Origin of the sequence: Streptomyces sp. ME02-8801-2C (genome assembly GCF_033793965.1) — a bacterium.
GTDB lineage: Bacteria > Actinomycetota > Actinomycetes > Streptomycetales > Streptomycetaceae > Streptomyces.
Genome location: NZ_JARAXP010000003.1, coordinates 942479 through 966371, shown reverse-complemented (window position 1 = coordinate 966371; position 23893 = coordinate 942479). Strand labels below are relative to the sequence as shown.

The 23893-nt window shown below is 71.7% G+C and carries 20 protein-coding genes and 1 pseudogene; 7 read left to right on the top strand and 14 right to left on the bottom strand.

The annotated features are described in order from the left end of the window. The first annotated feature begins 5 nt into the window (after window positions 1-5). Window positions 6-2990 carry an SMC family ATPase gene (locus PV396_RS13270; RefSeq protein ID WP_319203967.1) on the top strand — a complete coding sequence of 995 codons (2985 nt, stop codon included), beginning with the start codon at window positions 6-8 and terminating at the stop codon, window positions 2988-2990. A 39-nt stretch (window positions 2991-3029) separates the two neighbouring features. Here PV396_RS13270 and PV396_RS13265 read toward each other — a convergent pair whose 3' ends face one another. Next, on the bottom strand, window positions 3030-3476 hold the full coding sequence (locus PV396_RS13265; protein WP_319203965.1) for an Lrp/AsnC family transcriptional regulator: 447 nt from the start codon (window positions 3474-3476) through the stop codon (window positions 3030-3032). A 138-nt stretch (window positions 3477-3614) separates the two neighbouring features. Between PV396_RS13265 and PV396_RS13260 the strand changes: the two genes are divergently transcribed. Continuing rightward, window positions 3615-4097, top strand: coding sequence for a rhodanese-like domain-containing protein (locus PV396_RS13260; RefSeq protein WP_319203963.1), 483 nt, complete (start codon window positions 3615-3617; stop codon window positions 4095-4097). Between the two features lie 41 nt (window positions 4098-4138). Here PV396_RS13260 and PV396_RS13255 read toward each other — a convergent pair whose 3' ends face one another. Beyond that, entirely contained in the window at window positions 4139-4933 is a 795-nt protein-coding gene (locus PV396_RS13255) for an ATP-grasp domain-containing protein (RefSeq protein ID WP_319203961.1), read from the bottom strand. A 76-nt stretch (window positions 4934-5009) separates the two neighbouring features. On the opposite strand from PV396_RS13255, the gene PV396_RS13250 reads away from it, so the two are divergent. Beyond that, window positions 5010-5504 carry an immunity 21 family protein gene (locus PV396_RS13250; RefSeq protein WP_319203959.1) on the top strand — a complete coding sequence of 165 codons (495 nt, stop codon included), beginning with the start codon at window positions 5010-5012 and terminating at the stop codon, window positions 5502-5504. Window positions 5505-5602: 98 nt separating this feature from the next. Here PV396_RS13250 and PV396_RS13245 read toward each other — a convergent pair whose 3' ends face one another. From PV396_RS13245 to PV396_RS13230, 4 genes are all read right to left on the bottom strand, one after another. Continuing rightward, on the bottom strand, window positions 5603-7294 hold the full coding sequence (locus PV396_RS13245; RefSeq protein ID WP_319203957.1) for a DUF885 domain-containing protein: 1692 nt from the start codon (window positions 7292-7294) through the stop codon (window positions 5603-5605). 32 nt (window positions 7295-7326) lie between these two features. Next, a complete protein-coding gene (locus tag PV396_RS13240) occupies window positions 7327-8607 on the bottom strand; it encodes a GNAT family N-acetyltransferase (RefSeq protein ID WP_319203955.1) in 1281 nt (426 codons plus the stop codon). A gap of 113 nt (window positions 8608-8720) precedes the next feature. Then, entirely contained in the window at window positions 8721-10310 is a 1590-nt protein-coding gene (locus PV396_RS13235; RefSeq protein WP_319203953.1) for an alkaline phosphatase D family protein, read from the bottom strand. 268 nt (window positions 10311-10578) lie between these two features. Further along, a complete protein-coding gene (locus PV396_RS13230; RefSeq protein ID WP_319203951.1) occupies window positions 10579-11421 on the bottom strand; it encodes an alpha/beta fold hydrolase in 843 nt (280 codons plus the stop codon). A gap of 143 nt (window positions 11422-11564) precedes the next feature. Between PV396_RS13230 and PV396_RS13225 the strand changes: the two genes are divergently transcribed. Then, window positions 11565-12467: an RNA polymerase sigma-70 factor gene (locus PV396_RS13225; RefSeq protein WP_319203949.1), complete on the top strand. Its 903-nt coding sequence runs from the start codon at window positions 11565-11567 to the stop codon at window positions 12465-12467. A 110-nt stretch (window positions 12468-12577) separates the two neighbouring features. Further along, window positions 12578-13339 (top strand): GntR family transcriptional regulator, encoded by a 762-nt coding sequence (locus tag PV396_RS13220; protein WP_319203947.1) that lies wholly within the window; start codon window positions 12578-12580, stop codon window positions 13337-13339. Window positions 13340-13444: 105 nt separating this feature from the next. Here PV396_RS13220 and PV396_RS13215 read toward each other — a convergent pair whose 3' ends face one another. The 3 genes from PV396_RS13215 to PV396_RS13205 all read right to left on the bottom strand — a co-directional run bounded on the left by PV396_RS13215 (window position 13445) and on the right by PV396_RS13205 (window position 16662). Beyond that, entirely contained in the window at window positions 13445-14602 is a 1158-nt protein-coding gene (locus PV396_RS13215) for an ROK family transcriptional regulator (RefSeq protein ID WP_319203945.1), read from the bottom strand. A 214-nt stretch (window positions 14603-14816) separates the two neighbouring features. Next, window positions 14817-15491: a response regulator transcription factor gene (locus PV396_RS13210; RefSeq protein ID WP_319203943.1), complete on the bottom strand. Its 675-nt coding sequence runs from the start codon at window positions 15489-15491 to the stop codon at window positions 14817-14819. Window positions 15492-15495: 4 nt separating this feature from the next. Further along, the gene (locus tag PV396_RS13205) at window positions 15496-16662 is read right to left on the bottom strand and encodes a histidine kinase (RefSeq protein ID WP_319203941.1); all 1167 of its coding nucleotides are present in this window, start codon (window positions 16660-16662) and stop codon (window positions 15496-15498) included. A 107-nt stretch (window positions 16663-16769) separates the two neighbouring features. Between PV396_RS13205 and PV396_RS13200 the strand changes: the two genes are divergently transcribed. Together PV396_RS13200 and PV396_RS13195 are read left to right on the top strand one after the other, a co-directional pair. Next, the gene (locus PV396_RS13200) at window positions 16770-17717 is read left to right on the top strand and encodes an ABC transporter ATP-binding protein (RefSeq protein WP_319203939.1); all 948 of its coding nucleotides are present in this window, start codon (window positions 16770-16772) and stop codon (window positions 17715-17717) included. A gap of 2 nt (window positions 17718-17719) precedes the next feature. Beyond that, window positions 17720-18445, top strand: a complete 726-nt coding sequence (locus PV396_RS13195) for an ABC transporter permease (protein ID WP_319203937.1) — start codon at window positions 17720-17722, stop codon at window positions 18443-18445. 310 nt (window positions 18446-18755) lie between these two features. Here the strand turns inward: PV396_RS13195 and PV396_RS13190 are convergent, their stop codons facing one another. The 5 genes and pseudogenes from PV396_RS13190 to purB all read right to left on the bottom strand — a co-directional run bounded on the left by PV396_RS13190 (window position 18756) and on the right by purB (window position 23795). After that, window positions 18756-19694, bottom strand: a complete 939-nt coding sequence (locus PV396_RS13190; RefSeq protein WP_319203935.1) for a hypothetical protein — start codon at window positions 19692-19694, stop codon at window positions 18756-18758. Between the two features lie 23 nt (window positions 19695-19717). Continuing rightward, window positions 19718-21313, bottom strand: a complete 1596-nt coding sequence (locus PV396_RS13185) for a hypothetical protein (protein WP_319203933.1) — start codon at window positions 21311-21313, stop codon at window positions 19718-19720. A gap of 206 nt (window positions 21314-21519) precedes the next feature. Next, window positions 21520-21646, bottom strand: a pseudogene (locus PV396_RS45105) (alpha/beta hydrolase); the annotation flags it as partial. 161 nt (window positions 21647-21807) lie between these two features. After that, the gene (gene mug, locus PV396_RS13180; RefSeq protein ID WP_319204108.1) at window positions 21808-22356 is read right to left on the bottom strand and encodes a G/U mismatch-specific DNA glycosylase; all 549 of its coding nucleotides are present in this window, start codon (window positions 22354-22356) and stop codon (window positions 21808-21810) included. Continuing rightward, on the bottom strand, window positions 22353-23795 hold the full coding sequence (gene purB, locus PV396_RS13175; RefSeq protein ID WP_319203931.1) for an adenylosuccinate lyase: 1443 nt from the start codon (window positions 23793-23795) through the stop codon (window positions 22353-22355). The genes mug and purB overlap by 4 nt, the downstream gene beginning before the upstream one ends. Window positions 23796-23893 lie beyond the last annotated feature (98 nt).

The following is a 23893-nucleotide window of genomic DNA, read 5'->3' as shown; positions in this document are numbered from 1 at the left end:
GCCCGGTGAGGCTGCACCGGCTGGACATCACGGCCTTCGGGCCCTTCGGCGGCGCCCAGCGGGTCGACTTCCGCGAGCTGTCCGCCGCCGGGCTCTTCCTCCTGCACGGTCCTACGGGCGCGGGCAAGACCTCGGTCCTGGACGCCGTCTGCTACGCGCTGTACGGCTCGGTGCCCGGCGCCCGCCAGGGCGGCTCGCTGCGCAGCGACCACGCCGAGCCCGGCACCCGTACCGAGGTCACCCTCGAACTCACCGTCGCGGGACGCCGACTGGAACTGACCCGGCAGCCGCCCTGGGAGCGCCCCAAGAAGCGCGGCGCGGGCACGACACTGGACAAGGCCCAGAGCTGGCTGCGCGAGTACGACGCCTCCGCCGGTGCTTGGAAGGACCTCAGCCGCTCCCACCAGGAGATCGGCGAGGAGATCACCCAACTGCTCGGGATGAGCCGCGAGCAGTTCTGCCAGGTCGTGCTGCTGCCCCAGGGGGACTTCGCGCGCTTCCTGCGGGCCGACGCCGAGGCCCGGGGCAAGCTGCTCGGCCGCCTCTTCGACACGCATCGCTTCGCCGAGGTCGAGAAACGCCTCGCGGACCGCCGACGCGCCGCCGAGGCCGAAGTGCGCACCGGGGACGCGGAGTTGCTGGCCGACGCCCACCGTATGCAGCAGGCCGCCGGTGACGCCATGGAGCTGCCCGGCCTCACGCCGGGCGAACCGGGGCTGGCCGAGGCCATCACGGGCGCCGCCGCCGTCGCCCGCTGCACCGCGCGTGAGCTGCTCACCATCGCCCACTGTGCCCGCGCCGCCGCCGAGTCCGCGCAGGTCGCGGCCGACACGGCACTGGCCGACGTACGCGAAACGGCGCGGTTGCAGCGCCGGTTCGCCGAGGCGCGGGAGCGCGCCGGGCGGCTGGAGGAGCGGGCGGACGCGCACCGGGCGGACCGGACGCGGATGGAGCGGGCCCGCAAGGCCGAGGTGGTGGCGCCCGCGCTGGAGCTGCGGGAGATCGCCGAGACCGAGCACCGGCGCGCGGCCGACGCCGAGACACGCACGCGTGCCCTGCTGCCGGACACCTTCGCGGACGCGGGCGCCGCCGGACTGGCCGCCGCCGCACGCCGGGCCGCCGAGGAGCTGGGCGGCCTCGAATCGGCCCGCCGCGCGGAACAGCGGCTGGGTCGACTCGTCGCCGAACGTGCCGACCTGGACCGTCAGGAGCGCGCCGACGAGGACGTCCTGCACGACGCCGAGACCTGGCTCGGTGAGTGGGAGGCGACCCGGGCGGCCCTGCAGACCCGGATCGAGTCGGCGCAGGAGGCCGCCACCCGGGCCGAACAGCTCGCCGTCCAGCGGGAACCCGCCCAGAGCCGGCTCGGGGCCGCCCGCCAGCGGGACACGCTCGCCCGGGACACGGACGAGGCCCAGACACACGTACTGGCCGCGCGCGAGCGGGCCACGGAGGCCAGGGCCCACTGGCTCGATCTCAAGGAACAGCGTCTCAACGGCATCGCCGCCGAGCTGGCCGCGAGCCTGGTCGACGGCGAACCCTGCGCCGTCTGCGGAGCCACCGAACATCCGGCGCCCGCACGGAAGATCGCCGGACATGTCGACCGGGAGGCGGAGGAACGGGCGCTGGCCGCCTACCAGCGGGCCGACGAGCGGCGCGCCGAGGACGAACGCCGACTGGGCCTCGTACGCGAGGCGCTGGCGGCTGCCACCGCCGAGGCCGGTGACACGCCGACCGAGCAACTCACTCAACAGGCCGAAGAGCTGGAGCGGCGGTACGAGGAGGCCCGGCGGGGTGCCTCCGGGCTGCACGCCGCACACGAGGAACTGCGCCGGGCCGAGCAGGAGCGCGAGCGCCGTACCGCCGCCCAGCAGGAGGCGGCACTCAGGACGGCGTCCAGGGTTGCCCGCCGGGACACCCTCGAGCGTGAACGGGCCACTCTGGAGGAGGAGTTGACGCAGGCCCGGGGTGACGCCGAGAGCGTCGCCGTGCGGGCCGCTCAGCTGGAACGCCGGACCGCGCTGCTCACCGAGGCCGCCGAGGCCGCCCGCGCCGCCGAGGACACCGCCCAGCGTCTCAAGGACGCCGACGCCCGCCTCGCCGACGCCGCCTACCGCGCCGGGTTCGACACACCGCGCGCGGCGGCGGACGCCCTGCTGGACGACGCGGCGCACCGGGAACTCCAACGGCGCCTGGACGAACGGCAGTCCGAGGAGGCCGCCGTCCGGGCAGCCCTCGCCGAGCCCGAGACCGTGGCCGCCGCTCAGCAGCCGCCCGCCGACCTCGCGGGCGCCGAGCAGGCCGCCGCGGCCGCCGCCCGGCGACTGCGTGAGGCAGCCTCCGCGCGCGACGCCGCCGTGAGCCGCTGCACCGAACTCGACCGGCTGTCCGCGCGGTCGATCGCGGCGGTCAGGCGGCTCGCGCCGCTGCGGGCCGCCCACGACCGGGTGGCCCGCCTCGCCACCCTCACGGCGGGCACGTCGGCCGACAACGAACGCAGGATGCGGCTCGAGTCGTACGTACTCGCGGCCCGTCTGGAACAGGTGGCCGCCGCCGCGACGGCACGGCTGCGGCGCATGTCGTCCGGGCGCTACACCCTCGTCCACTCCGACGACCGGGCCGGCCGGGGCCGCAGTGGCCTCGGCCTGCACGTCGTCGACGCCTGGACCGGCCGCGAACGGGACACGGCGACCCTGTCCGGCGGCGAGACGTTCTTTGCCTCCCTCGCCCTCGCGCTGGGCCTGGCGGACGTCGTCACGGACGAGGCCGGCGGGGTCCGCCTCGACACCCTCTTCATCGACGAGGGCTTCGGCAGCCTTGACGACCAGACACTCGACGAGGTCCTCGACGTCCTCGACTCGCTGCGCGAACGAGATCGCAGCGTCGGCATCGTCAGCCATGTGCCGGACCTGCGGCGCCGGATCCACGCCCAGCTCGAGGTGGTGAAGGCAAGATCGGGGTCGGTGGTGCGGCAGCGGGCCGGTGAGTGAGCCCGGCGGCCGGACCGCCGGTCGGTGGCCCTCAGCCGCTCACTGACCGACCGGGCGGCGGGGGAGCGGCGAGGAGTAGACGACGCTCGTCGTCACCGACCCCAGCGCGCCGATCTTGCCCGACACCTCCTCCAGATGCCGCATCGAACGGGCGACGACCTTGATGACGAAGCAGTCGTCGCCCGTCACGTGATGCGTCTCCAGGATCTCGGGCGTGACGGCGACCAGATCGTGGAACGGCTTGTAGTTGCCGTTCGGGTATCTGAGCCGCACGAAGGCGAGGATCGGCAGGCCGACCCGTTCCGGGTCGACGACCGCCGCGTACCCCTGGATGACGCCGGCCTCCTCGAGTCGCCGCACCCGCTCGGTGACCGCGCTCGGGGACATCGCGACGGCACGCGCCAGCTCGGCGAAACTGGCGCGGCCGTCGCGCTGGAGGACATCGAGAATGCGCCAGTCGGTGGCGTCCGGGGAAAACGTGCTCATGCCCGAGCAATAGCAGGGGAATCCCCGGCCGATCAAGGGAAAGGGCGTGGATCACACCTTCAGGTCAGTGATCATCGGCCGTAGATTTCTGCCCACGGAGGGCTCGACCTGGGCCCCGCACCTGCGAAAGGCCGGCTCATGAGCGTCAGTACGCCCCTCACCAACCCTGTCCTGCGTGTGCCCCCGGCCTCCCCGGCCGAGGCCGCCGCCTACTTTGCTGCGAGCCTCGCCTTCCACGCCGACGTCTCGGACGTGGCCGCCGCGCTCGCCGCTGACGGCGACCCCGGTTTCGCCGTCATCGACACGCGGTCCACCGAGTCCTGGGACCAGGGGCACATCCCGGGCGCCCTCCACCTGCCCACGGCCCTGATCCCCGAGCAGGCCGCCCGGCTGCTGGAGAAGTCGGTACCGGTGGTGACCTACTGCTGGGGCCCCGGCTGCAACGGGGCGACCCGCGCCGCCCTCGCCCTCGCCCAACTCGGCTACCAGGTAAAGGAGATGCTCGGCGGCTTCGAGTACTGGGCGCGCGAGGGCTTCGAGTTCGAGACCTGGGAGGGCCGCGAGCGCCGCGCCACCGACGAGCTGACGGCCCCGGTGGACGCGGCGGACTGCGGCTGCTGAAGCAAACACCGACCGGAGATCCGCCCGATGCTCAACCGGCCCTAGTCCCACACGACTTCGGGCAGCGGACGCAGAAAGGCACGGTCCGCCGGGCCGAACTCCCCCTCCGGACGGGCCGCGTGCAGGACGACATCGAGGGCGGCGTCCGGATCACACGCGTAATGCCCGCTCGCCCACGCGGCGTTGGCCTCGACGACGACCCACTCCAAGCCCTCCGACAGCAGACCGACGTCCACGACGACGGCACTCGGCAGGTCGAGGGACGACAGCTGCTCCGCGAAGGCCAGCACCTCCGCCCGCCGGGGGTCCCCGTCGAGCGGGGCGACATCCAGGTCGCCGTCCGTCAAGTACCGGCTGCCGGTACGCACTTCACCGTCAAGCAGGAACAGCCGGTACTCCACGGCGAACGTCACGATGTCGCTCACCAGCACCGGCGTACCGTCGTCGACCGCGTCGGGGCCCGGCAGCCGGCTCCCGTCCGGATAGACGCGCGCGGGAAAGCTCTTGTCGTTGGGCGGCTTCACGAAAGCGGGCCGGCGCAGCTGCCTGGCCTCGGCGAGGGTGCTGAACTCGATCTCCCTGCCGGTGAGTTCGTACGGCAGCCGGGCCAGCCAGTCCGGCGCCGCCTCCAGCAGCCCGAGGCCCAGCTCGGCGCCCACCGCGTCCGCGAACAGAGGCCCGGCGTAGAGCGAGGCGCCCTCGACGGCGCGCCACTCGTCGGGCACGCGCCACTCGTGCAGGGCCTCGACACGCATGGCGCGTCGGCGGGCCGAGTCGGCCAGCGCGTGGCCCGTCGCGGTGGCACGGGGGGAGAGGAACAGAGTTCGGGCGTTCATGGAAAAGAGGGTGGCTCATGGGCCGGGCCGTGGGACAGCGAATTTACGAGCGCGTACAGCGTGTAGGTTGCTGCGCATGGCAGTTGAGTGGGTGGAGTCGGGTGGCGGGCCGCTCATCGCGGTACCGGAAGCGGTGCTGCCGTTCTGGGCGGGGGCGGACGGCGACGAGTTGTCGACGGACTACGACCGGGCCTGTGACGTGGACGGCCTCATCGGCTTCGTGCCCGTCGGTGACACCACGGCCCTCGTCCTCGGCGACGAACCCGCCTCGACCGCGTTCCTGCCGGAGCACGACACCTTCGTACGGTGGTGTGCGGCCGACTCCGAGGACGAGCTGCTGGCCTGCGTCCCGGCCGCGCTCGCCATCGCGGAGTGGGAGCCGGACCGGACGTGGGAGACCCCGGGCGACGTGCTCCTCTTCGACTCGGCCTGGCCCGGCAAGGAGACGGACCGGACCGATCACCTGCGCGTCGAGCTGAGGCCGGGACGGTACGCGGTACGGGCGGCGTACGTGGAGCCGGGACCGGAGACATGGGTGGGGCTCGTACAGCTGCGGCGGCTGCCGGACTGAGACGAGAGAGGGGAGGGGGTGCGGAGCGTACCCCCGCCCTCGACTCCCCACCCCCAATTCCCCTACTCCGTACTTCAGTTGCGGGCCCGCGACTCAGTTCACAGCCGGGACAGCTCGTCCACCAGGTCGTCCAGTCCCAGCGACCCCTGCGACAGCGCGGCCATGTGCCAGGCCTTGGCGTCGAAGGCGTCGCCGTGGCGGCGCTGGGCGTTCTCGCGGCCGAGCAGCCACGCCCGTTCGCCCAGCTTGTAGCCGATCGCCTGGCCGGGGATGGTCAGATAGCGGGTCAGCTCGCTCTCCACGAAGTCCGCGGGGCGGCTGCTGTGGGCGCCGAAGAACTCCTGGGCCAGCTCCGGGGTCCAGCGTTCGCCCGGGTGGAACGGGGAGTCCGCCGGGATCTCCAGCTCCACGTGCATGCCGATGTCGACGATGACCCGGGCCGCCCGCATCATCTGCGCGTCGAGGTAGCCGAGACGCTGCTCGGCGTCCGTGAGATACCCCAGCTCGTCCATCAGCCGCTCCGCGTACAGCGCCCAGCCCTCGCAGTTGGCGCTGACGCCGCCCACGGTGGCCTGGTAGCGGGAGAGGTTCTCGGCAACGTGCACCCACTGCGCGAGCTGGAGGTGGTGGCCGGGGACGCCCTCGTGGTACCAGGTCGAGACCAGGTCGTACACGGGGAAGCGGGTCTGGCCCATCGTCGGCAGCCAGGTGGTGCCGGGGCGGGAGAAGTCCTCCGAGGGGGCCATGTAGTACGGCGCCGCCGCGCTGCCGGAGGGCGCGATGCGGGACTCCACCTTCTTCACCCGCTCGGCGAGTTCGAAGTGCGTGCCGTCCAGTTGCTCGATCGCCTGGTCCATCAGGCCCTGGAGCCACTCGCGGACCTCGTCGACGCCCTCGATGTGCGTGCCGTGTTCGTCGAGGTGCGCCAGCGCCACCCACGGAGTCTCGGCGCCCGGCAGGATCTTCTCGGCCTCCAGCCTCATCTCACCGAGGAGGCGGTGGAACTCGGCCCAGCCGTACGCGTACGCCTCGTCCAGGTCCAGATCCGTCCCGTTCCAGTAGCGCGACCAGTGCGCGTACCGCTCCCGGCCCACCGTGTTCGGCTTGCCCTCGACGGCCGGCGCGTACACGTCCCGCATCCAGCCCTGGAGTTCGACGACGGCTTCGTCCGCGGTCCGGGCCGCCTCGTCCAACTCGGTGCGCAGCGCCTCGGGACCGGCCGACGCGAAGTCCGCGAACCAGCCGATGCCCTTGCCGTCCAGGTCGGACCACTCGCCGAGCTGCCCGATGAACGTGGCGGTGGGACGCGGACCCGCGTACAGCTCGCGTTCCAGGCCCAGCGTCAGGCTCTCCCGGTAGCCGAGCAGCGCGTCCGGCACGGCACGCAGCCGCTCCGCGACGGCCTTCCAGTCCTCGTCCGTCTCCGTCGGCGTCACGGTGAACACCTCGCGCACCGAGTGCGCGGCCGTGTGCATGTTGCCGACCGCGCGCAGACCCTCGCCCGCCTCGTGCACGGCGAGTTCGGCGGTGAGCCGCTCGCGCAGCAGCCGCCCGCAGCGCCGCTCGATGTCACTGTCCGCGCCGGGCCGCCGCTCCGCCTCGTCCAACCGGGCCAGCGTCGTCCGCGCCAGCTCCGCCAGCGCCTCCTGGCCCGCGGGCGAGGTGTCCGGAAGCCTGCTGGAACTCTCCTTCACGCCGAGGTACGTACCGGTGACCGGGTCGAGGGCGATGAGGTCGTCGACATAGGCGTCGGCGACCTCACGGGGCAGCGGGTTCTTGGTGTCTGACATGGCCCCATCCTCGTACGCGACGGCAGTCGGCGTCACGTCGATTCGGCGCCACCGCGTGTGCTGCGGTCGTACGACCTAGGGGTACCGACCGAGGTCGTCTCCAGACGGGCCGTGATGACGAGGGTGCCCTCCTCGATCTGGTAGTCGAGGGGCAGGCCGAGGCCACGCATCACGGCGACCATGCCGGTGTTGGAGGACTGCGTGACGGCGTACACGTGCTCACAGTTCGCCTCGCGTGCCATCGCGACCAGGCGGCGCAGGAGTTCCCCGCCGATGCCGCGCCGCTGCCACTCGTCCTCGACGAGCAGCGCGATCTCGGTCTCCTCACCGTCCCAGAGGAGGTGACCCAGGCCGACGATCCGCCCCGAGGCCGTCTGTACGGCGAGCGTACGGCCGTAACGCGGGCTGAGCAGATGGCCCAGATAGCGGTCGGCGTCGCCCATCGGACCGTGGTAGCGGAGCGAGAGGGTGCGTGGTGAGCAGCGCTCGTGCAGCGCCTTGGCCGCGTCCAGGTCGCGTGCGTCGGCGCGCCGTACGGTGATGGCGTTGCCCCGCGGCAGCGTCAGCACGTCCTGGCCGTGCGGGACCCGGAGCCCGAGCCGCGCGTCCAGCTCCACCAGTGCCCGCGCGCGGGCGAACTCGGTCGGGGTGAACGGCAGATACGGCCGCTCCACGATGATCACTCCGCCTTCCGGCGCGCGCAGCCGCATCACCGTGTCCGTCTCCTCGAGCGCACCCCCTGCCGGTACGCCCTCCAGCGCCGCCGGGTCACCGCCGGGCAGCGACCGGATCGCGCACCGGCCGAGCAACTGGCGCAACGCGAGCGGCAGTTCGGCCGAATCCAGGGCCGTACGGGTGGCCAGGCCCAGGACCCGGGTCGGCGCGTCGACGAGATCGTGGGTGTCCGCCCGCTCGATCCACGTCCCCTCACCGCCCGCCCGGGACACCGCCTGGGAGATCTCGGAGGCGGTGAGGTCACGAGGGGCGCGCAGCAGGAACTCGTCGACCGTGCCCCGGGCCAGCGGATGCGTCTGGAGGCTGAGAATGTCGATACGTCGATCGGCGAGGGCGATACACAGCGAGGCGAGCGATCCCGGCTGGTCCTTCACCGTCGTCCGCATCCGCCACAGCACACTCGCGCCGGGGTCCATCCCGGTGTCGGCTGCGGCGCCGGTGGCGTCCGGCGGTGCGTGACCGTGGCGGCTTGCCCACCATGTGCGCAGCAAGGCGGCGAGCTCGACGACGTCCTGGCGCCAGTGGCGCACGGGGCGCCCGTCGGTCACAGCGGATTCCTCGGATATCTTTCGCGTCATGCAATCACCATGCGCCAACGGTGTTGCGTGATCACGAACGGACTGTGACCGAAGGGTTAAGTTGCTTTCCGCCCCTTTTGTTTACTCCTGTACGACTACTGGCCGACTTGGTGCTACTGCCCCACTCGCCCCGGCTGCAACACCTTCGTGAACAGGACGGTCCCGTCCTGCTCGCGCAGCCGTACCGTCAGCTCACCGCTGCCACCGTCGATGTCGACCTCGCCGAAGAACTGATAGCCGCCGGCGGGCGAGACGTTCGCCGCGGTCGGCGCCTTCACGAAGACGCGCTCCGGACCGAACGTACCGTCGAGCGCGCTCGCGGGGAACGCCCCGGCGTTCAGCGGGCCCGACACGAACTCCCAGAACGGCTCGAAGTCGCTGAAGGCGGCCCTTGAGGGCTGGTAGTGCTGCGCCGAGGTGTGGTGGACGTCGGCGGTCAGCCAGACCGTGCCGGTGATCCGCCGGTGCTTGATGTACCGCAGCAGCTCGGCGATCTGCAGCTCACGCCCGAGGGGCGCGCCCGGGTCGCCCTGCGCGACGGCCTCGATGTTGGCCCTGCCCTCGGTGGCGTCCGGTACGACCAGGCCCAGCGGCATGTCGGCGGCGATCACCTTCCACACGGCACGCGAGCAGGACAGTTCCCGCTTGAGCCACTCCAACTGCTCGCCGCCGAGGATGCCCTGCGGGTCGACGGTCTGGTCGTCGGGGGAGTTGGCGTTGCGGTACGTCCGCATGTCGAGGACGAACACGTCGAGCAGCGGGCCCTGGTGCAGCACGCGGTACACGCGGCCGTCCCGGGCGCCCGGGCGGAGCGTCGAGATCGGGAAGTACTCGCTGAAGGCCCGCCGGGCCCGGCCCGCGAGGACGTCGACGCTCTTCTCGGTGTAGCGCGTGTCCGAGTCAAGGATCCGCTGCCCCGGATACCAGTTGTTGCGCACCTCGTGGTCGTCCCACTGGATGATCGACGGGACCTGGGCGTTGAACTGCCGAAGGTTCTCGTCGAGCAGGTTGTAGCGGAAGTTGCCGCGGAACTCGGCGAGCGTCTCGGCGACCTTCGACTTCTCCTCGGTGGTGATGTTCCGCCAGGTGCCGCCGTCGGGCAGCGCCGCGGTCGCGGCGATCGGGCCGTCGGCGTAGATGTTGTCGCCGCTGCACAGGAAGAAGTCGGGGTCGAGCTTCCCCATCGCGTCGTAGATCCGGTAGCCGCCGAGGTCCGGGTTGATGCCCCAGCCCTGCCCTGCCAGGTCCCCCGACCACAGGAACCGTACCCCGTCGCGCCGCCGCACCGGTGCCGTACGGAAGGTGCCGGTCACCGGCTCGCCGGTGCGGCGCGGGTCGTCCGGGTCGGCGAGCAGCACCCGGTAGTGGATCTGTTCGCCCGGCGGCAGCCCGCGCAGCCGCGTCGTACCGGTGAAGTCGGTGTCCACGCCGAGCAACGGCCCGTGCCAGCGGCGGGGGTTGCGGAACGACCCGGTGGCGGACGTCTCGACGACCATCCGGGCGGGCCGGTCGGACCGCACCCACACCAGCCCCGAGTCGGCGGTCACATCACCGGTCTGGACACCCCAGCCGGCCTTCGGCCGTCCGGACAGCGCGAACGCGGGTGCCGCGGCCCCGATGACGGCGGGCAGGGTCAGTGCGGCCGAGACGGCGAGCGAGCCGCGCAGCACGCTGCGACGACCGGGCAGGGGAGAAGCTGACATGGGCGTGCCTCCGGGGACGGGATCCGGCGAATGTGCACAGCCACAACTACTGGGACACCGCAGCGCCCACACGAACCGCGAGTGAACAACTGCTCCCGCGAGCAGGGACAGTGGCCGCGGCGCGGAGCGCGCCACGCTGTTCTCCGGGCTCATCCCTGTCGCCGCTGCCCGCACCGCCCTGCTCGTCAGTACGGGCTCCTACGCCATCGTTCAGGCCGCCGGAAGCGCCCTGGGATCAGGGGCGTTGGCCCTTGTGCGTCCTCGCCGGTCAGCGGCTGCCGTCGAGGAGGACCCGGGCGACCAGGGCCGGGTCGTCGTTCATCGGTACGTGGCCGCAGCCGGGGAGCCGTATCAGGCGGGCCTTGGGGATGGTCTGCTTGGCGCGGATGCCCTGGCGGCGCACGAGCAGCATGTCCCGGGTGCCCCACGCCACGGTGACCGGCAGGCCCGGGATGTCGTCCGTGAAGCGGATGTCCCGGCCGCTCCTGAGGGTCTCGCCGAACCGCTGGGCGTTCGCCAGGGCGAGCGTCTCGGCGACGACGGCCTCGGGTGAACGGCGGCCGGGGCGGGCGTAGATGGTGCTCGTCAGCACGCTCCGCCCCGCCGCCGAGCGTGACAGCCGCTCGACCAGGGGCAGCGGCATGCTCCGCGCGGCCCGCCGCATAGCGAGCAGCACACCGAACGCGTACCGCCGCTCCGCCTGCGACCAGAATCCCGCCGGGGAGAGCGCGGTGACGGACCGTACGCGCTTCTCGCGCCCCAGTTCCAGGGCCAGCAGACCGCCCAGCGAGTTGCCCGCCACATGCGGCCGGTCCAGCCCCAGCGCGTCGCACAGGCCGCCGAAGACGGCGGTCATCGTCGGCAGGTCGTGCACGAAGTCGTCCGGCAGCGCGGGGGACGCGCCGAACCCGGGGAGGTCGACGGCGATCACCTCCCGCTCGGTGGCCAGGATGTCGATCACCGGGTCCCATGCCTGCCGGTGGTGCCCGATGCCGTGCAGCAGCAGAAGCGGTTCGCCGGCGCCCACGCGCGCGTACGACAGGGTCACGGTCCTGGTCTCGGTCTCCGGGCCGTACGGAGAGTGGACCTCGAAGGCGACGGTGGCGGACATGGGCTCTCCTCAACGTACGCGTCTGCGTATGTGCGTATCTGCGTAGACAGCTTGTCAGTAATTGCTACTGGCCGGTAGCCCCTGGTGGGCCTTGGCTCTCAACTCGCTGGACATGCCCCTCGCAACCGGGTTGGGATGGAGCAATGACTGCCGACACCGTGACCGACGTCTTCGAAGAGCACCGGCCCGTCCTGATGGGCGTCGCCTACCGCATGCTCGGCCGGGTGGCCGACGCCGAGGACGTCGTCCAGGACGCGTGGCTGCGCTGGTCGGGCGCCGACCGGACCGACGTACGCGAACCGCGTGGCTACCTCGTGCGCGTCACCACCCGGCTCGCCATCGACCGGCTGCGCCAGGTGAAGGCGCGTGGCGAGACGTACGTCGGCCCGTGGCTCCCCGAGCCCTACGTCACCGACCTCGCCGACGGAACGGGCACCGTCGCGGACGCGGCCGAGCGGGCCGTGCTCGCCGACACCGTGTCCCTCGCCGTCATGGTCGTCATGGAGTCCCTCTCGCCGCTGGAGCGCGCGGTGTTCGTCCTGAGGGAGGCCTTCGGGTACCCGTTCGCGGAGATCGCCGGCATGCTCGACCGTTCCGAACCGGCGGTGCGTCAGCTCGCCGGACGTGCCCGTCGGCACGTCGACGAACGGCGCCCGCGCTACGACGTCGATCCCTCCCAGCGCCGCGACCTGACCCAGCGCTTCCTCGTCGCCGCCGAACAAGGCGATCTCGCGGGCCTCATGGAACTCCTCGCCCCGGACGTCTGCCTCGTCGCCGACAGCGGCGGGCTGGCCAAGTCGCCGCGCCGCATCCTGGAGTCGGCCGACCACGTGGGCCGATTCGTCATCGGCACCGCCGAGAAGGGCCTCAAGGACGCCTCGTTCCGTTTCCTGGAGGTCAACGGCGGCTTCGCCGTGCTGATCCTGGACGGCGGCAAGCCCGACGCCGTGTTCCAGATGGATGTGGCGGACGGCCGGATCCAGTACGTGTACATCATCCGCAACCCGGACAAGGTGCGTTCCCTGGCCACTCCCCAGGAAGGCTGATTGGTCTTGACCAAGCCTCAGGGCCGCCCTATGGTCGCAGGAAAGTGCAACAACCTTTAATAAACAAGGGCATCAAAACGCCGCTGGACGACGGCGATTGCGGAGGACACGTGGGGACCACGCAGTTGGAAACGGTGCCGGAGCCGAAGTACTGGCATCTGAAGACCGTGCTCAGTGAGGCACTGGACTCCGAGTTCACGGTGGGCGAGATCCTGCCCAACGAGCGCGACCTCGCGGCCCGCTTCGGCGTCGCCCGTGCCACGCTCCGCCAGGCACTGGAACAGCTCGAACTCGAAGGCCGGCTCCAGCGCCGCCGCGGTGTCGGTACGACCGTCGCCCCGCCGCGCATGGGCGTCGCCGTCGGCACGGCCCAGCACGCGTGGCCGGGCGCGGCGGGCGACGCCTGGCAGCCCGTCGACAGCGGACTGACCGTACCGGCCGCGGGAGTGGCCGCCGCCCTGGAGACGGTCCCGGACGAGGCCGTCCACACCGTGCGTCGCTCCCGCGTCTCGCACGGCCAGCCGGTCGCCGCGGAACTGCTCTACGTGCCGTCCGCGTCCGTGCCCGACCTGTCGGCGATAGACGCCCCGTCCGGCGCCCCGCGCGCGCGTGCGGTGCTGCGCGAACTCCAGCGCCTGGAACTGGAGGGCCAGGACCGCGCCGTGGAACTCGGCTCGGCGCGCGCGGACGACGCCAAGGAGCTGGACCGGCTCCCCGGGGCGCCCGTCCTCGTCGTCACGACCCGCTTCTTCGCCCAGGGCCGCACAGCCGCGCTCTCGGTGGCGACCTATCGCGCTGACACGTGCCGGTTGACCTTCGGCGACACCGGAGGAGTGGAGATCCACCACGGCCCGGAACGCCGGGCTTCCTGACGCCCCAGAGGGGCGCGGGGCTGGGTCAATTTGCGGCTCCGCCGCGCGGGCGCGGCCAGCCACGACGGACCCGCAGCTCTTGAAACCGCGCCCCTTGCGGAGTTCTCAGCGGCGGGCCGTCACAGTCCCCTCCACCGCGAACAACTGCTCATCGACATGGTCGAGAGCAAGCCGCAGCGCACCCGTCGCCACGGCCGCCTCGCCTAGGAGCGACAGGGCCACGCCGGGCGGGCGCAGACAGTAGCGCGCCAGCTCGTCGCGCAACGGCTCCAGTACGCCGTCCAGCCCCGCCGCCCAGCCCCCGACGACCACCAGTTCGGGGTCGAGGGCCAGGACGAGCGCGGCCACGTCGTGGACCAGCCGCTGGATGAACCGGTCGACGGCCGCGCGGGCCTGCTCGTCTCCCTCGCGGGCGCGGCGGAACACCCCGGCGACCGCCACCTCGTCGAGTGGGTGCAGCGGCTCGCCCGTCGTCGACAGCAGCGCCTCCGGCGTCGCTCCCCGGCCCAGCAGATGCAGCGCGCCGATCTCCCCGGCCGCTCCGCCGTACCCCCGGTGCAGCCGCCCGCCGATCAGCGAACCGGCGCCCGGACTCAGCCCGGCCAGCACGAACACGACGTCGTCGGAGTCGATCGCCGCGCCCTTCCAGTGCTCGGCGACGGCAGCCGCGTTGGCGTCGTTCTCCACCAGCACAGGGCACTTGAAGGACCGGCTGAGCCGCTCACCGAGCCGCAGCCCGGTCCACTCGGGCAGCGCCGTGCCCAGCCGTACGACCCCGTCCGCCTCCACGATCCCGGGTGTGGCCACACCCACGGCCCGCAGCGAGTCACGGGCCACCCCGGCCCGCCGCAGCAACTCGGCGACCGCCGACCGCAACCGCTCGAGCCGTTCGTCGGCGGGCGCCGCCTCGTCGACGTCCTTCGAGATCGACCCCAGAAAACGCCCGTCGAGGTCGGACAGCAGCGCGGCGACCCGATGGGAGCCGATCTCCAGCCCCAGCAGATGCCCGGCCTCCGCCCGGAACCTGAACCGCCGCGCGGGCCGCCCCTGCCGCCGGGCGACACTCTCGTCCGCGGCCTTCTCGACGACGAGCCCGCCCTCGATCAGCCCCTCGACCACGCCCTCGACGGTCGGCCGGGACAGCCCCGTCACCCGGGTGATCTCGGTCAGCGTCGCGCAGTCCGTGGCACGCAGCGCGTGCAGCACCACCGCGGAGTTGATCCTTCGCAGCAGCGAGGGATCCCCACCGGTCAGCTGCCCCAACGTACGTCCTCCCAGCCAAGCCGACCTGGTGAGGGCGGGTGCGCGACCTCGCCCCCAGAGGGGCGCGGGGAACTGCGCGACCATGCCCCACCGGCCCGCGGGTTCATCACAGCGCTTCCAGCGGAGCGCTCAATGCAGGTGTCGGGCGGATCGTACTCGGCGCGAAGCACCCCGGCGAGAGCCGGGCACACCAGATCTCTCCGGCAGGCCGGGATCATCCGGGCGCCACGAACCCGGACTCGTACGCCACGATGACCGCCTGCGTACGATCCCGGGCCCCCAGTTTCGCCAGCAAGGCGCTGACATGCGACTTCACGGTCTCGGCCCCGACGACCAGCCGAGCGGCGATCTCCGCGTTGGAGAGCCCCCGGGCCATCAGCCGCAGCACCTCCTCCTCGCGCCCGGTCAGCCGCGCGCGCTCCAGAACAACCCGGGCGGCCCGGTTCCCGCCCCTGTCCCGGCCCCGGTCCCCGTACTCGGCCGCCAACCGCCGTACGGAGGTCGGGAACAGCAGCGACTCGCCCTCGGCGACCAGCCGCACGGCGTGCACGATCTCGGCCGGCCGGGCGCGCTTGAGCAGAAACCCGTCGGCACCGGCCCGCAGGGCCTCGTACACGTACTCGTCGTTCTCGAACGTCGTCACCACCAGGATTCTCGGCGGCTCCGGCACCGTCCGCAGCACCGCGCGCGTGGCCTCGATGCCGTCCATCAACGGCATCCGCACATCCATCGCGACCACATCGGGCCGCAACTGCCTGACCAACGGGATGACAGCGGCCCCGTCCGCCGCCTCCCCGACGACCTCGATATCGGGCTGAGCCTCCAGCACGGCCCGCAGACCCGCGCGTACGAGGGGCTCGTCGTCGACCAGGAGCACGGTTACGGGCATCCGGTCAGCGTAGATCAGCGCGCAGCGGCAGCTCGACGTGAACCTGCCAGTCGCCCGCGTCGGGCCCCGTGCGCGCACGGCCGCCCAGCAGCGCCGCGCGCTCCCGTATGCCGCGCAGGCCACTGCCCCGGTCGGGGCCGGGTATCGCGGCGGTGAGCGGGTTGCGGACCTCCAGGGCGAGGGTGTCGTCCGCGACCCCGATCCGGACCCGGACAGGTACGGGCCCCGCGTGCCGCAGCACATTGGTGAGCGACTCCTGGAGGATGCGGTAGCCCTCGCGGGACACCGGGCCCGGCACCCCGTCCAGAGGACCGGTCACCTCCATGGCGACCTTCGCACCGGAGAAACGCGCGGACTCCAGAAGACGGTCGGCCTCGGTGAGGGCCGGCCGTCTGCTCGCGGGCCCGTCCGACTCGCGCAGCACGCCGAGGACACGCTCCAGGTCCTCCAGCGCGGCCCGGCCGGTCTCCTCGATGGCGTCCAGCGCCCGGTCGGTGAACGCGGGATCACCCGCCGCACGGGCCGCGCCCGCCTGCACCACCGCCACCGTCAGCGCGTGCCCGATGGAGTCGTGCAGCTCATGGGCGATGCGGTTGCGCTCCAGAAGTTGTTCGGTGCGCTCCTCCAGCGCGGCCAGCCGCTCGGCGGGCGAAGGGCCGAGCAGCCCGCGTGCGACGGCGGTGACCAGCTCGCCCAGGCCGACCGCCACGCCGTAGAAGGCGACCAGTGGCAGCGGCGACAGCAGGGCGTACACCCAACCCGGCTGTGCCGTCGGCACGAACGGGTTGTGCTCGGGCGGGTTCCCGGCCGCGGCCAGGACGAGATCGACGGTGGTCATCGGCAGCCAGACGCTCGCCCCCGCCGCCACCACCCCGAGAGCCAATCGCACCTCCAGCCACAGCACCGTCCGCAGCCGGTCCCGCCAACTCGCCGAAGGAGCCACGGAGATCGCCGACTCGCGAGCGCCCGGCATCAGCAGCAGCCGCGCCTGCACCCCCTCGCCCAGCCGCACGGCCGGAATCAGCCCGACCGGCAGCAGAACCACCGCGGGGACCCACGGCATCGACATGTCGACGAACAGCCACACGCACACGACGAGCATCGGCACCCACAGGTGCAGTAACCGGGTGTACGTCGTCCCCCGCAGCAGCGGGCGCAGAAAGCGGGCCATGACGACATCGTGACAGCCACCACTGACAACGACCTCCCCCGGACGGGGGAGACGCTTCCCACCCGCGGGGGAGGCAGCGCGACCACCCGCTCCGCCACGCTGCTCCCATGACCAGCATCGACGTCCAGAACCTCACCAAGGAGTACGGCACCACACGAGCCGTCGACCACCTCACCTTCCGTGTCCTGCCCGGCCGCGTCACCGGCTTCCTCGGCCCCAACGGCGCCGGAAAGTCCACCACGATGCGGCTCGTGCTCGGCCTGGACCGGCCGACGTCCGGCACCGCCACGATCGGCGGGCGCGCCTACGCCTCGCTCGACGAACCACTGCGTCACGTGGGCGCCCTCCTCGACGCCCAGGCCGCCCACGGCTCACGTACCGCACGTGACCATCTGCGGGTGCTGGCGACGAGCAACCGCATCCCGGAGCGCCGGGTGGACGAGGTACTGGAGGAGACCGGGCTCGCCCCCGCCGCGAGGCGCCGGGTGAAGACGTACTCCCTCGGCATGCGCCAACGCCTGGGCATCGCCGCCGCTCTCCTCGGCGATCCGCCCGTGCTGCTGCTCGACGAGCCCTCCAACGGCCTCGACCCCGAAGGCATCATCTGGATCCGGGAGCTGCTGCGCCGCCTGGCCGGCGAGGGCCGGACGGTCCTGGTCTCCAGCCACCTCATGAACGAGACAGCGTCCTTCGCCGACCACCTCGTGGTCCTCGGCCGCGGCCGCCTTCTCGCCGACACCCCGGTGCGCGAGTTCATCCACGCGCGCGTACAGCCGCGAGTACGGGTGCGCACGACAAAGGGCGCCCTGCTCAAGGAGGCCCTCGCACGCCACCGATACGAGGCCGTCGAACACGCGGACGGGCATCTGACCGTCAGCCACGCGCGAGTGGAGGACATCGGGCGGCTGGCGTCGGAAGCCGCCGTTCCGGTCCTCGAACTGGCCGCGGAGGAAGGCACGTTGGAGCAGGCCTACCTGGACCTGACCACGTCCGAGACCGAATTCACCGCCAAGCAGTCACCGGCGCAATCCCCAGCGCAGCCTCAGGAGGCCTGACCATGCCGTTCGCACCCGTACTGCGCTCCGAGTGGCTGAAGATCCGTACGCTCCGCTCACTCTGCGGGGCACTGCTGGCAGTGTTCGCCGTCTCTACGGGGTTCTCCGCGCTCGCCGGGATCTCCAGTACCTCCGACCCGGAGTTCGACCCGTTGTTCATGGCGCTCTCCGGAGCCGGGCCCGGCCAGATCGCCGCCATCGCTTTCGGCGCGACGGCCGTCTCGTCCGAGTTCCACGGTGGCGGACTGCGACTCTCCCTCGCCGCGGTGCCGCAGCGCGGGCGGTGGTTCGCGGCGAAGATCGTGGCGATCGGAGTACCGGCCCTGCTGGTGGGGTTGGTCACCGGCTTCGCGTCACTCGCCGCCGCGAGAGCGGGCCTGGGGGAGGCGGCAAGCGGACTCACGGCGGGCGAACAGGTGCGTGGCGTCGTCGGCTGCGGCATCTACCTCACGCTGATGGCGCTGCTCGCGGCCGGACTCACCGCCCTGCTGCGCAGCGGCGTGGCCACGCTCAGCATCCTGATCCCGTTCGTCCTCATCGTCTCGTTCGTGATCGGGGACGTGGCCGGCGGGCTGACCGATTTCCTGCCCGACCGGGCAGGCCAGGTGATCCTCTACGAGACGTCCGACAGCTCCCTCGGCCCCTGGACCGGCCTCGCGGTGACCGCCCTCTGGACGGGCGCCGCGCTGCTCGCGGGGGCGTGGAGCGTGCGGCGCCGGGACGCGTGACGGCCGTGCATACCCTGGCACAGTCGTAGTGAAGGCAGGCTCGCCGCGGGCTCGGATCTGGCTGCCGAATCAATCTCCGCATGCGCCAGCCACAGATCATCAACGAGCTGATCGAGCCCACCCTCGGGCCACGGCGCCACCGTGGCCCGAGGGTGCGAGCACTGCCTTCTCAACCTGCGACGCAAGGCCCAGGAACTTCAGGACGGCGTGCTTGAGAGCAGGGTTCCGGTCCTCGCATATTTCACCCGCTTCCAGGGTGAGCCGGGGACCGCCTGTATGGGCCGGACCTCGGCTTCGCCGGAGGAACGCTTCAGGGAGCGGGGCAGTTGATCACCGTGTCCAGTGGCGCTGACACGCAGTACCCGTCTCCCGTGACGGTGACCGCCCCGGGGACGGTGAACACGGCGATCCGCGAACGGGGCATTGTCACCGCGCCGATCTCGCGCACCAATGTGAAAGTCTGGGCTTGGCTCGTCCTGCGGTAGAGCCCGACCGGAACCTCCTCGTCCTGCTGGAAACCGAAAATGACCAACTGGTGCCTCTGGCCAGGGATCCAGTCCTGTCCCGGAGGGGTGGCCACGGTGACCGCCTGCCGGTGCGAGGCGCTCGTTCCTGCCTGTTCGGCGTCAAGGGTGACGGCGCCGGCCGTGACGATGGCGTCGCGGGCGGGGGAAGGCGGCACGAAGCCCCACTCGTTGCTCTCCAGCAGGCCCGCGCCTACGTCGAACACTCGCAGCCGGCGCCCATTGAAGAGTGTCTCCGGGGGTTCGAACCGGCTCACAGAGACCTTGCCGGAGGCCGGCACCACTGTTGTGCGGTAGCTGCGGGTACCGGCTGTGAGGGTCACAGTGACTGGCTGGTCCTCCGAGAAGCCGTGCAGGCAGAGCGCGGCAGGAAATGCGAGCGGAACGTTCTTGGGGCCGTTCATGCCACTCAGCCAGACCGCCGACGAGGTGGCGAATTCGGACGGCAGCTCCGGCAGGTCGGAGACACAGTCGGGGCCTCGGCCGCCGCCGCCGGGGTGCGCCACGAGCTGACCCGCCAGCACCTTCCTGCGCTTCTTCTTCTTCTTCGGCTTCTGCGTTTTGGTGGGACGCGCGCCGATGGCCTGGTCTGCGGCCGGGCTCGCGGACCGCGCCCGGGTCGCTGTGTCCTCAGTCCGACTCGTCTGGCTGCCGCTCGAGCCGCATGCGGTCGTGGCGGCCAGGCACACCAGTGCGAGCCAGCAGACTAGTTGTGGATGTCTCATCGCGTGGAGCTACCTTCCATGGTTCACCCGCTGCTTCCGGCCCCGCACGTCGCGTGGGCTTCGGACAGCTGATGTTCGTAGTGCGTCCGGTACGTCTGGTAGCGCTCCTTGGGAGCCGTGCCGGTACGGATGGCACTGCTCAGCTGGCGCAAGGACTCCTGATGAGCGGTGGCGGCGGTCGCGAAATCGCACTGCGCGAGCGCGATGTCCGCCAGCTCCGTTTCCCACAAAGCGCGCGAGGCGAAGCGCGCTTCCAGCGCGAGTGCCTGCCTGAGGTAGGAGATCGCCGCGTCGTACCGTTCGTACTTCACCTCGCGCTGGGCCGCCAGGGCCGCCGAGAGCGCCACGAGCTCCTTGACATCCTCCGTGCGCCTGGCGGTACGTACCCGCCGCAGCGCGCGGTCGATCGTGCCGTCGTCGGCGACGAGCTCGGCGTTCACGCGGCAGAATTCCACCTGGGCCAGGTCGTACGAAGCCTTGAGACGGCCCAGCCGTGTGAAGCCGGAATCGTCCGCCAGTCGCCGGAAGGCCGCGGAGGCCTTCGCGAGCTCCGCCGCTCCGACGGTGCCCGGTTCGCAACGGGGATGCTCTCCCAGCGCCCGCAAATAGGTGTTGTAGGCCAGGCTGATCTGCGCACGCAGCCGGATCGGGGAGGAGCTCGCGATGGCCAGGTACTCGTCGCGGGCGGCGTCGAGTTCGGAACGGCGGACGTTGTCCGGGTCTTTCAGGGCGACGTCCTCCAACGTGTGGCCCCGGAAGAGATGGACTAGGTCGGGAGTGACGAATCCGGTTCCGCTTTCGGACGTCGGGCTGCCGCCGCCCGGCAGCAGCCGGGCGAGTGCACGGTCGGCCTGTACCGCGTTCCCCTGCCGCCAGGCGTCCAACGCGTAGGTGAAGTCGGTCAGACCCCGGGCTCGTCGGACCAGTTCGGACACCATGGCCCTGCGGCTGTACGCGGACTGCCAGCCGGCGTCCATGGGGAGTGACTCGCCCGTGTACCATCCGGCGAGCTCCGGAGCGTCCATCACCTGATCCGGGCGCACGTAGACGGCCGGCCGCACGAGAGTCTGTCCGGCATCGCCGGACGTGACGATCCCGCCGAGCAGGATCGCCGCGTTGGACTGCTGGACGAACTTCGTTGTCCGCGTCTCCAGGCCGTGGTGGTCGGGGCGCAGGAGTTCGGCGAGCGGCAGAGCGTACTCCGTCGCGTAGTCGCGCACGGTCGTGTCCTCGACAACCTTGCTCAGATCACGGGCGAAGGTGGCGGAGACATCGTCCAGTACCCGCTGGTCCTGCCCGGGGCCGTTGCCTTTGAAGCCGACCACAGCCACATCCCGGGGACCGGTGAGCCGGTGCAGTGGAGGGGGCGGTGCCTGGAAGCTGAGGAGGAGGACGACGGCGCCGATGAAGACGCCCGCGGTCCCGGCGGCGAACGCGACGCGTTTCCAGCGAGGGACCCCGGCGAACCTCTCCCGCAGCAACTGGCCGAGCGACCCCAGGAAGCCGCTCACCCCGACCAGTACGCCGACGAAGGTCGCCACTCGCCCCGGCCGCGCGCCGAGCGCGGCGGCCAGTGCGAGCGATGCCGCCAGCGCCAGACTGATACCTGCGACCACCACCCACGTACGTGAGACACGAGGGCTTGCGCCGACATCCTCGCCAGACGGGTCATCGGTCGGGCCGCGAAGATTATTTCCGCCCATTTGTCCGCACGTTACAGGCGGTGATCACTGATCGGCCGTAGGCGCTCCGCTTTGCACTCAGGGGCAGGGGGCCGCCTTACGCCGCTAGCAGCCGACTCAGCCACGTCACCTGGACTGTCTGTGGGCCGCGGAACCTTGCGGTCTCTGAGGAGCAGCGCCGGCGCGGCCGTCATGCCGCCACCCGTGCCAGCCCCCGCGATCACGATCCGCCTCGATGGGCGCGGGGTACGGGTGCTCCGGCGCCAGCTGTCGCCAACCCCGCTTCCCGCCCGGCCCGGCGGCCCCTCATGGAGGTCGGAACCGTCGGCCGGCAACCGGGCCAGGGCCTCTGCGGCAACGGAGGTCAAGAAGCTGCCCGAGCGAGTCTGGCAGAAGCTGTCGGCAGGAGCGGGGGCGAAGGGGCACCGCGTCTACGACCGGGCCGCCATCGACCTCAGCCGTCCGAACTCCTCCGCCATCGTCGCCGCCGTCCAGTGCGCGTTCAGGCCGCTCGGGTTGGGCAGTACCCACACGCGTGTGTCGCCGAACCGTCGTTCCTGTGGGCCCACCTGGGCCTTGCGGTCGTCGAAGGCGGCCCGGTACGCCGTCACGCCCACGACCGCAAGCCAGCGGGGCCGCAGCCGTGTCACCTTCGCGGCCAGCAGCCTGCCGCCCTCGCGAAACTCCTCCGGGGTCAGCTCGTCGGCCCGTGCGGTCGCCCGGGCGACGACGTTCGTGATGCCGAGCCCGTACGAGAGCAACTCGTCCTGCTCGGCGGGCTTGAGGAGCCTCGGCGTGAACCCGGAGAGGTGGAGGACCGGCCAGAAGCGGTTGCCGGGGCGGGCGAAATGGTGTCCCGTCGCGGCGGTCATCAGGCCCGGGTTGATGCCGCAGAACAGGACATGGAGGCCGTCCGCGGTGACGTCAGGTACGAGACGGTCGCGGGCGGCCTCCAGTTCGGCCTGGGTGAAGCGGGTCAGAGGATCGCTCCGGGGGTGTAGGCCGCGGCCTGGGGGTGCTGCTTGACGATCTCCTCGACCCGGCCGACGACGACGGCGACCTGGTCGGCGGCGGCGCCCGTGAAGGACAGCTTGTCGGCCATCAGGGCGTCGAGCTGCGCGCGGTCCAGGGGGATGCGCTCGTCGGCGGCGAGCTTGTCGAGGAGCTCGTTGCGCTCGGTGCCCTGCTCACGCATGGCGAGCGCGGAGGCGACGGCGTTCTCCTTGATGGCCTCGTGCGCGACCTCGCGGCCCACGCCCGCGCGCACCGCGCCCATCAGCACCTTGGTGGTGGCGAGGAAGGGGAGGTAGCGGTCGAGCTCACGCGCGACGACGGCCGGGAAGGCGCCGAACTCGTCGAGAACCGTCAGGAACGTCTCCAGCAGACCGTCCAGGGCGAAGAACGCGTCGGGGAGGGCCACCCGGCGCACCACCGAGCAGGACACGTCACCCTCGTTCCACTGGTCGCCCGCCAGCTCGCCCGTCATCGAGGCGTAGCCGCGCAGGATCACCATGAGCCCGTTGACGCGCTCGCAGGACCGCGTGTTCATCTTGTGCGGCATCGCGGACGAGCCGACCTGGCCGGGCTTGAAGCCCTCGGTCACCAGCTCGTGCCCGGCCATCAGCCGGATCGTCTTGGCGGTCGACGACGGCGCCGCCGCCAGTTGGACGAGAGCCGTGACGACCTCGTAGTCCAGCGAGCGCGGATAGACCTGACCGACGGACGTGAACGCGGTGGAGAAGCCCAGGTGCCCGGCGATCCGCTGCTCCAGCTCCGCGAGCTTGGCCGCGTCCCCGCCGAGCAGGTCCAGCATGTCCTGGGCCGTGCCGACCGGGCCCTTGATGCCGCGCAGCGGGTAGCGGCCGAGAAGCTCCTCGAGCCGGCCGTACGCGACGAGCAGCTCGTCTGCGGCGGTCGCGAAGCGCTTGCCGAGGGTGGTCGCCTGCGCGGCCACGTTGTGCGAGCGGCCGGCCATGACCAGCTCGCCGTACTCGCCCGCGAGCTTGCCGAGCCGCGCCAGGACGGCCACCGTACGGTCGCGCACCAGCTCCAGCGAGAGCCGGATCTGCAGCTGCTCCACGTTCTCGGTGAGGTCGCGGGAGGTCATGCCCTTGTGGACGTGCTCGTGCCCGGCGAGGTCGTTGAACTCCTCGATCCGCGCCTTCACGTCGTGCCGGGTGACCTTCTCGCGCTCGGCGATGGACGCCAGGTCGACGGTGTCGAGGACCCGCTCGTAGTCGGCGAGGGCGGCGTCGGGCACCTCGATGCCGAGGTCCTTCTGTGCCCGCAGCACGGCGAGCCAGAGCTGGCGCTCGAGCCTCACCTTCTGCTCGGGGGACCAGAGCGTGGCGAGCTCGGTGGAGGCGTAACGTCCGGCGAGGACGTTCGGGATGCGGGGCTTTGCGGGTGCGGCGGTCACGTGTACGGATTCTACCTCTGGTCTTGGCCAGTGCTCCGCCTTCAGGGCGGGGGTGAAGGCCATGGTTGGGTCGGAGGCGCGGAGCGCCGGAGTGTTCT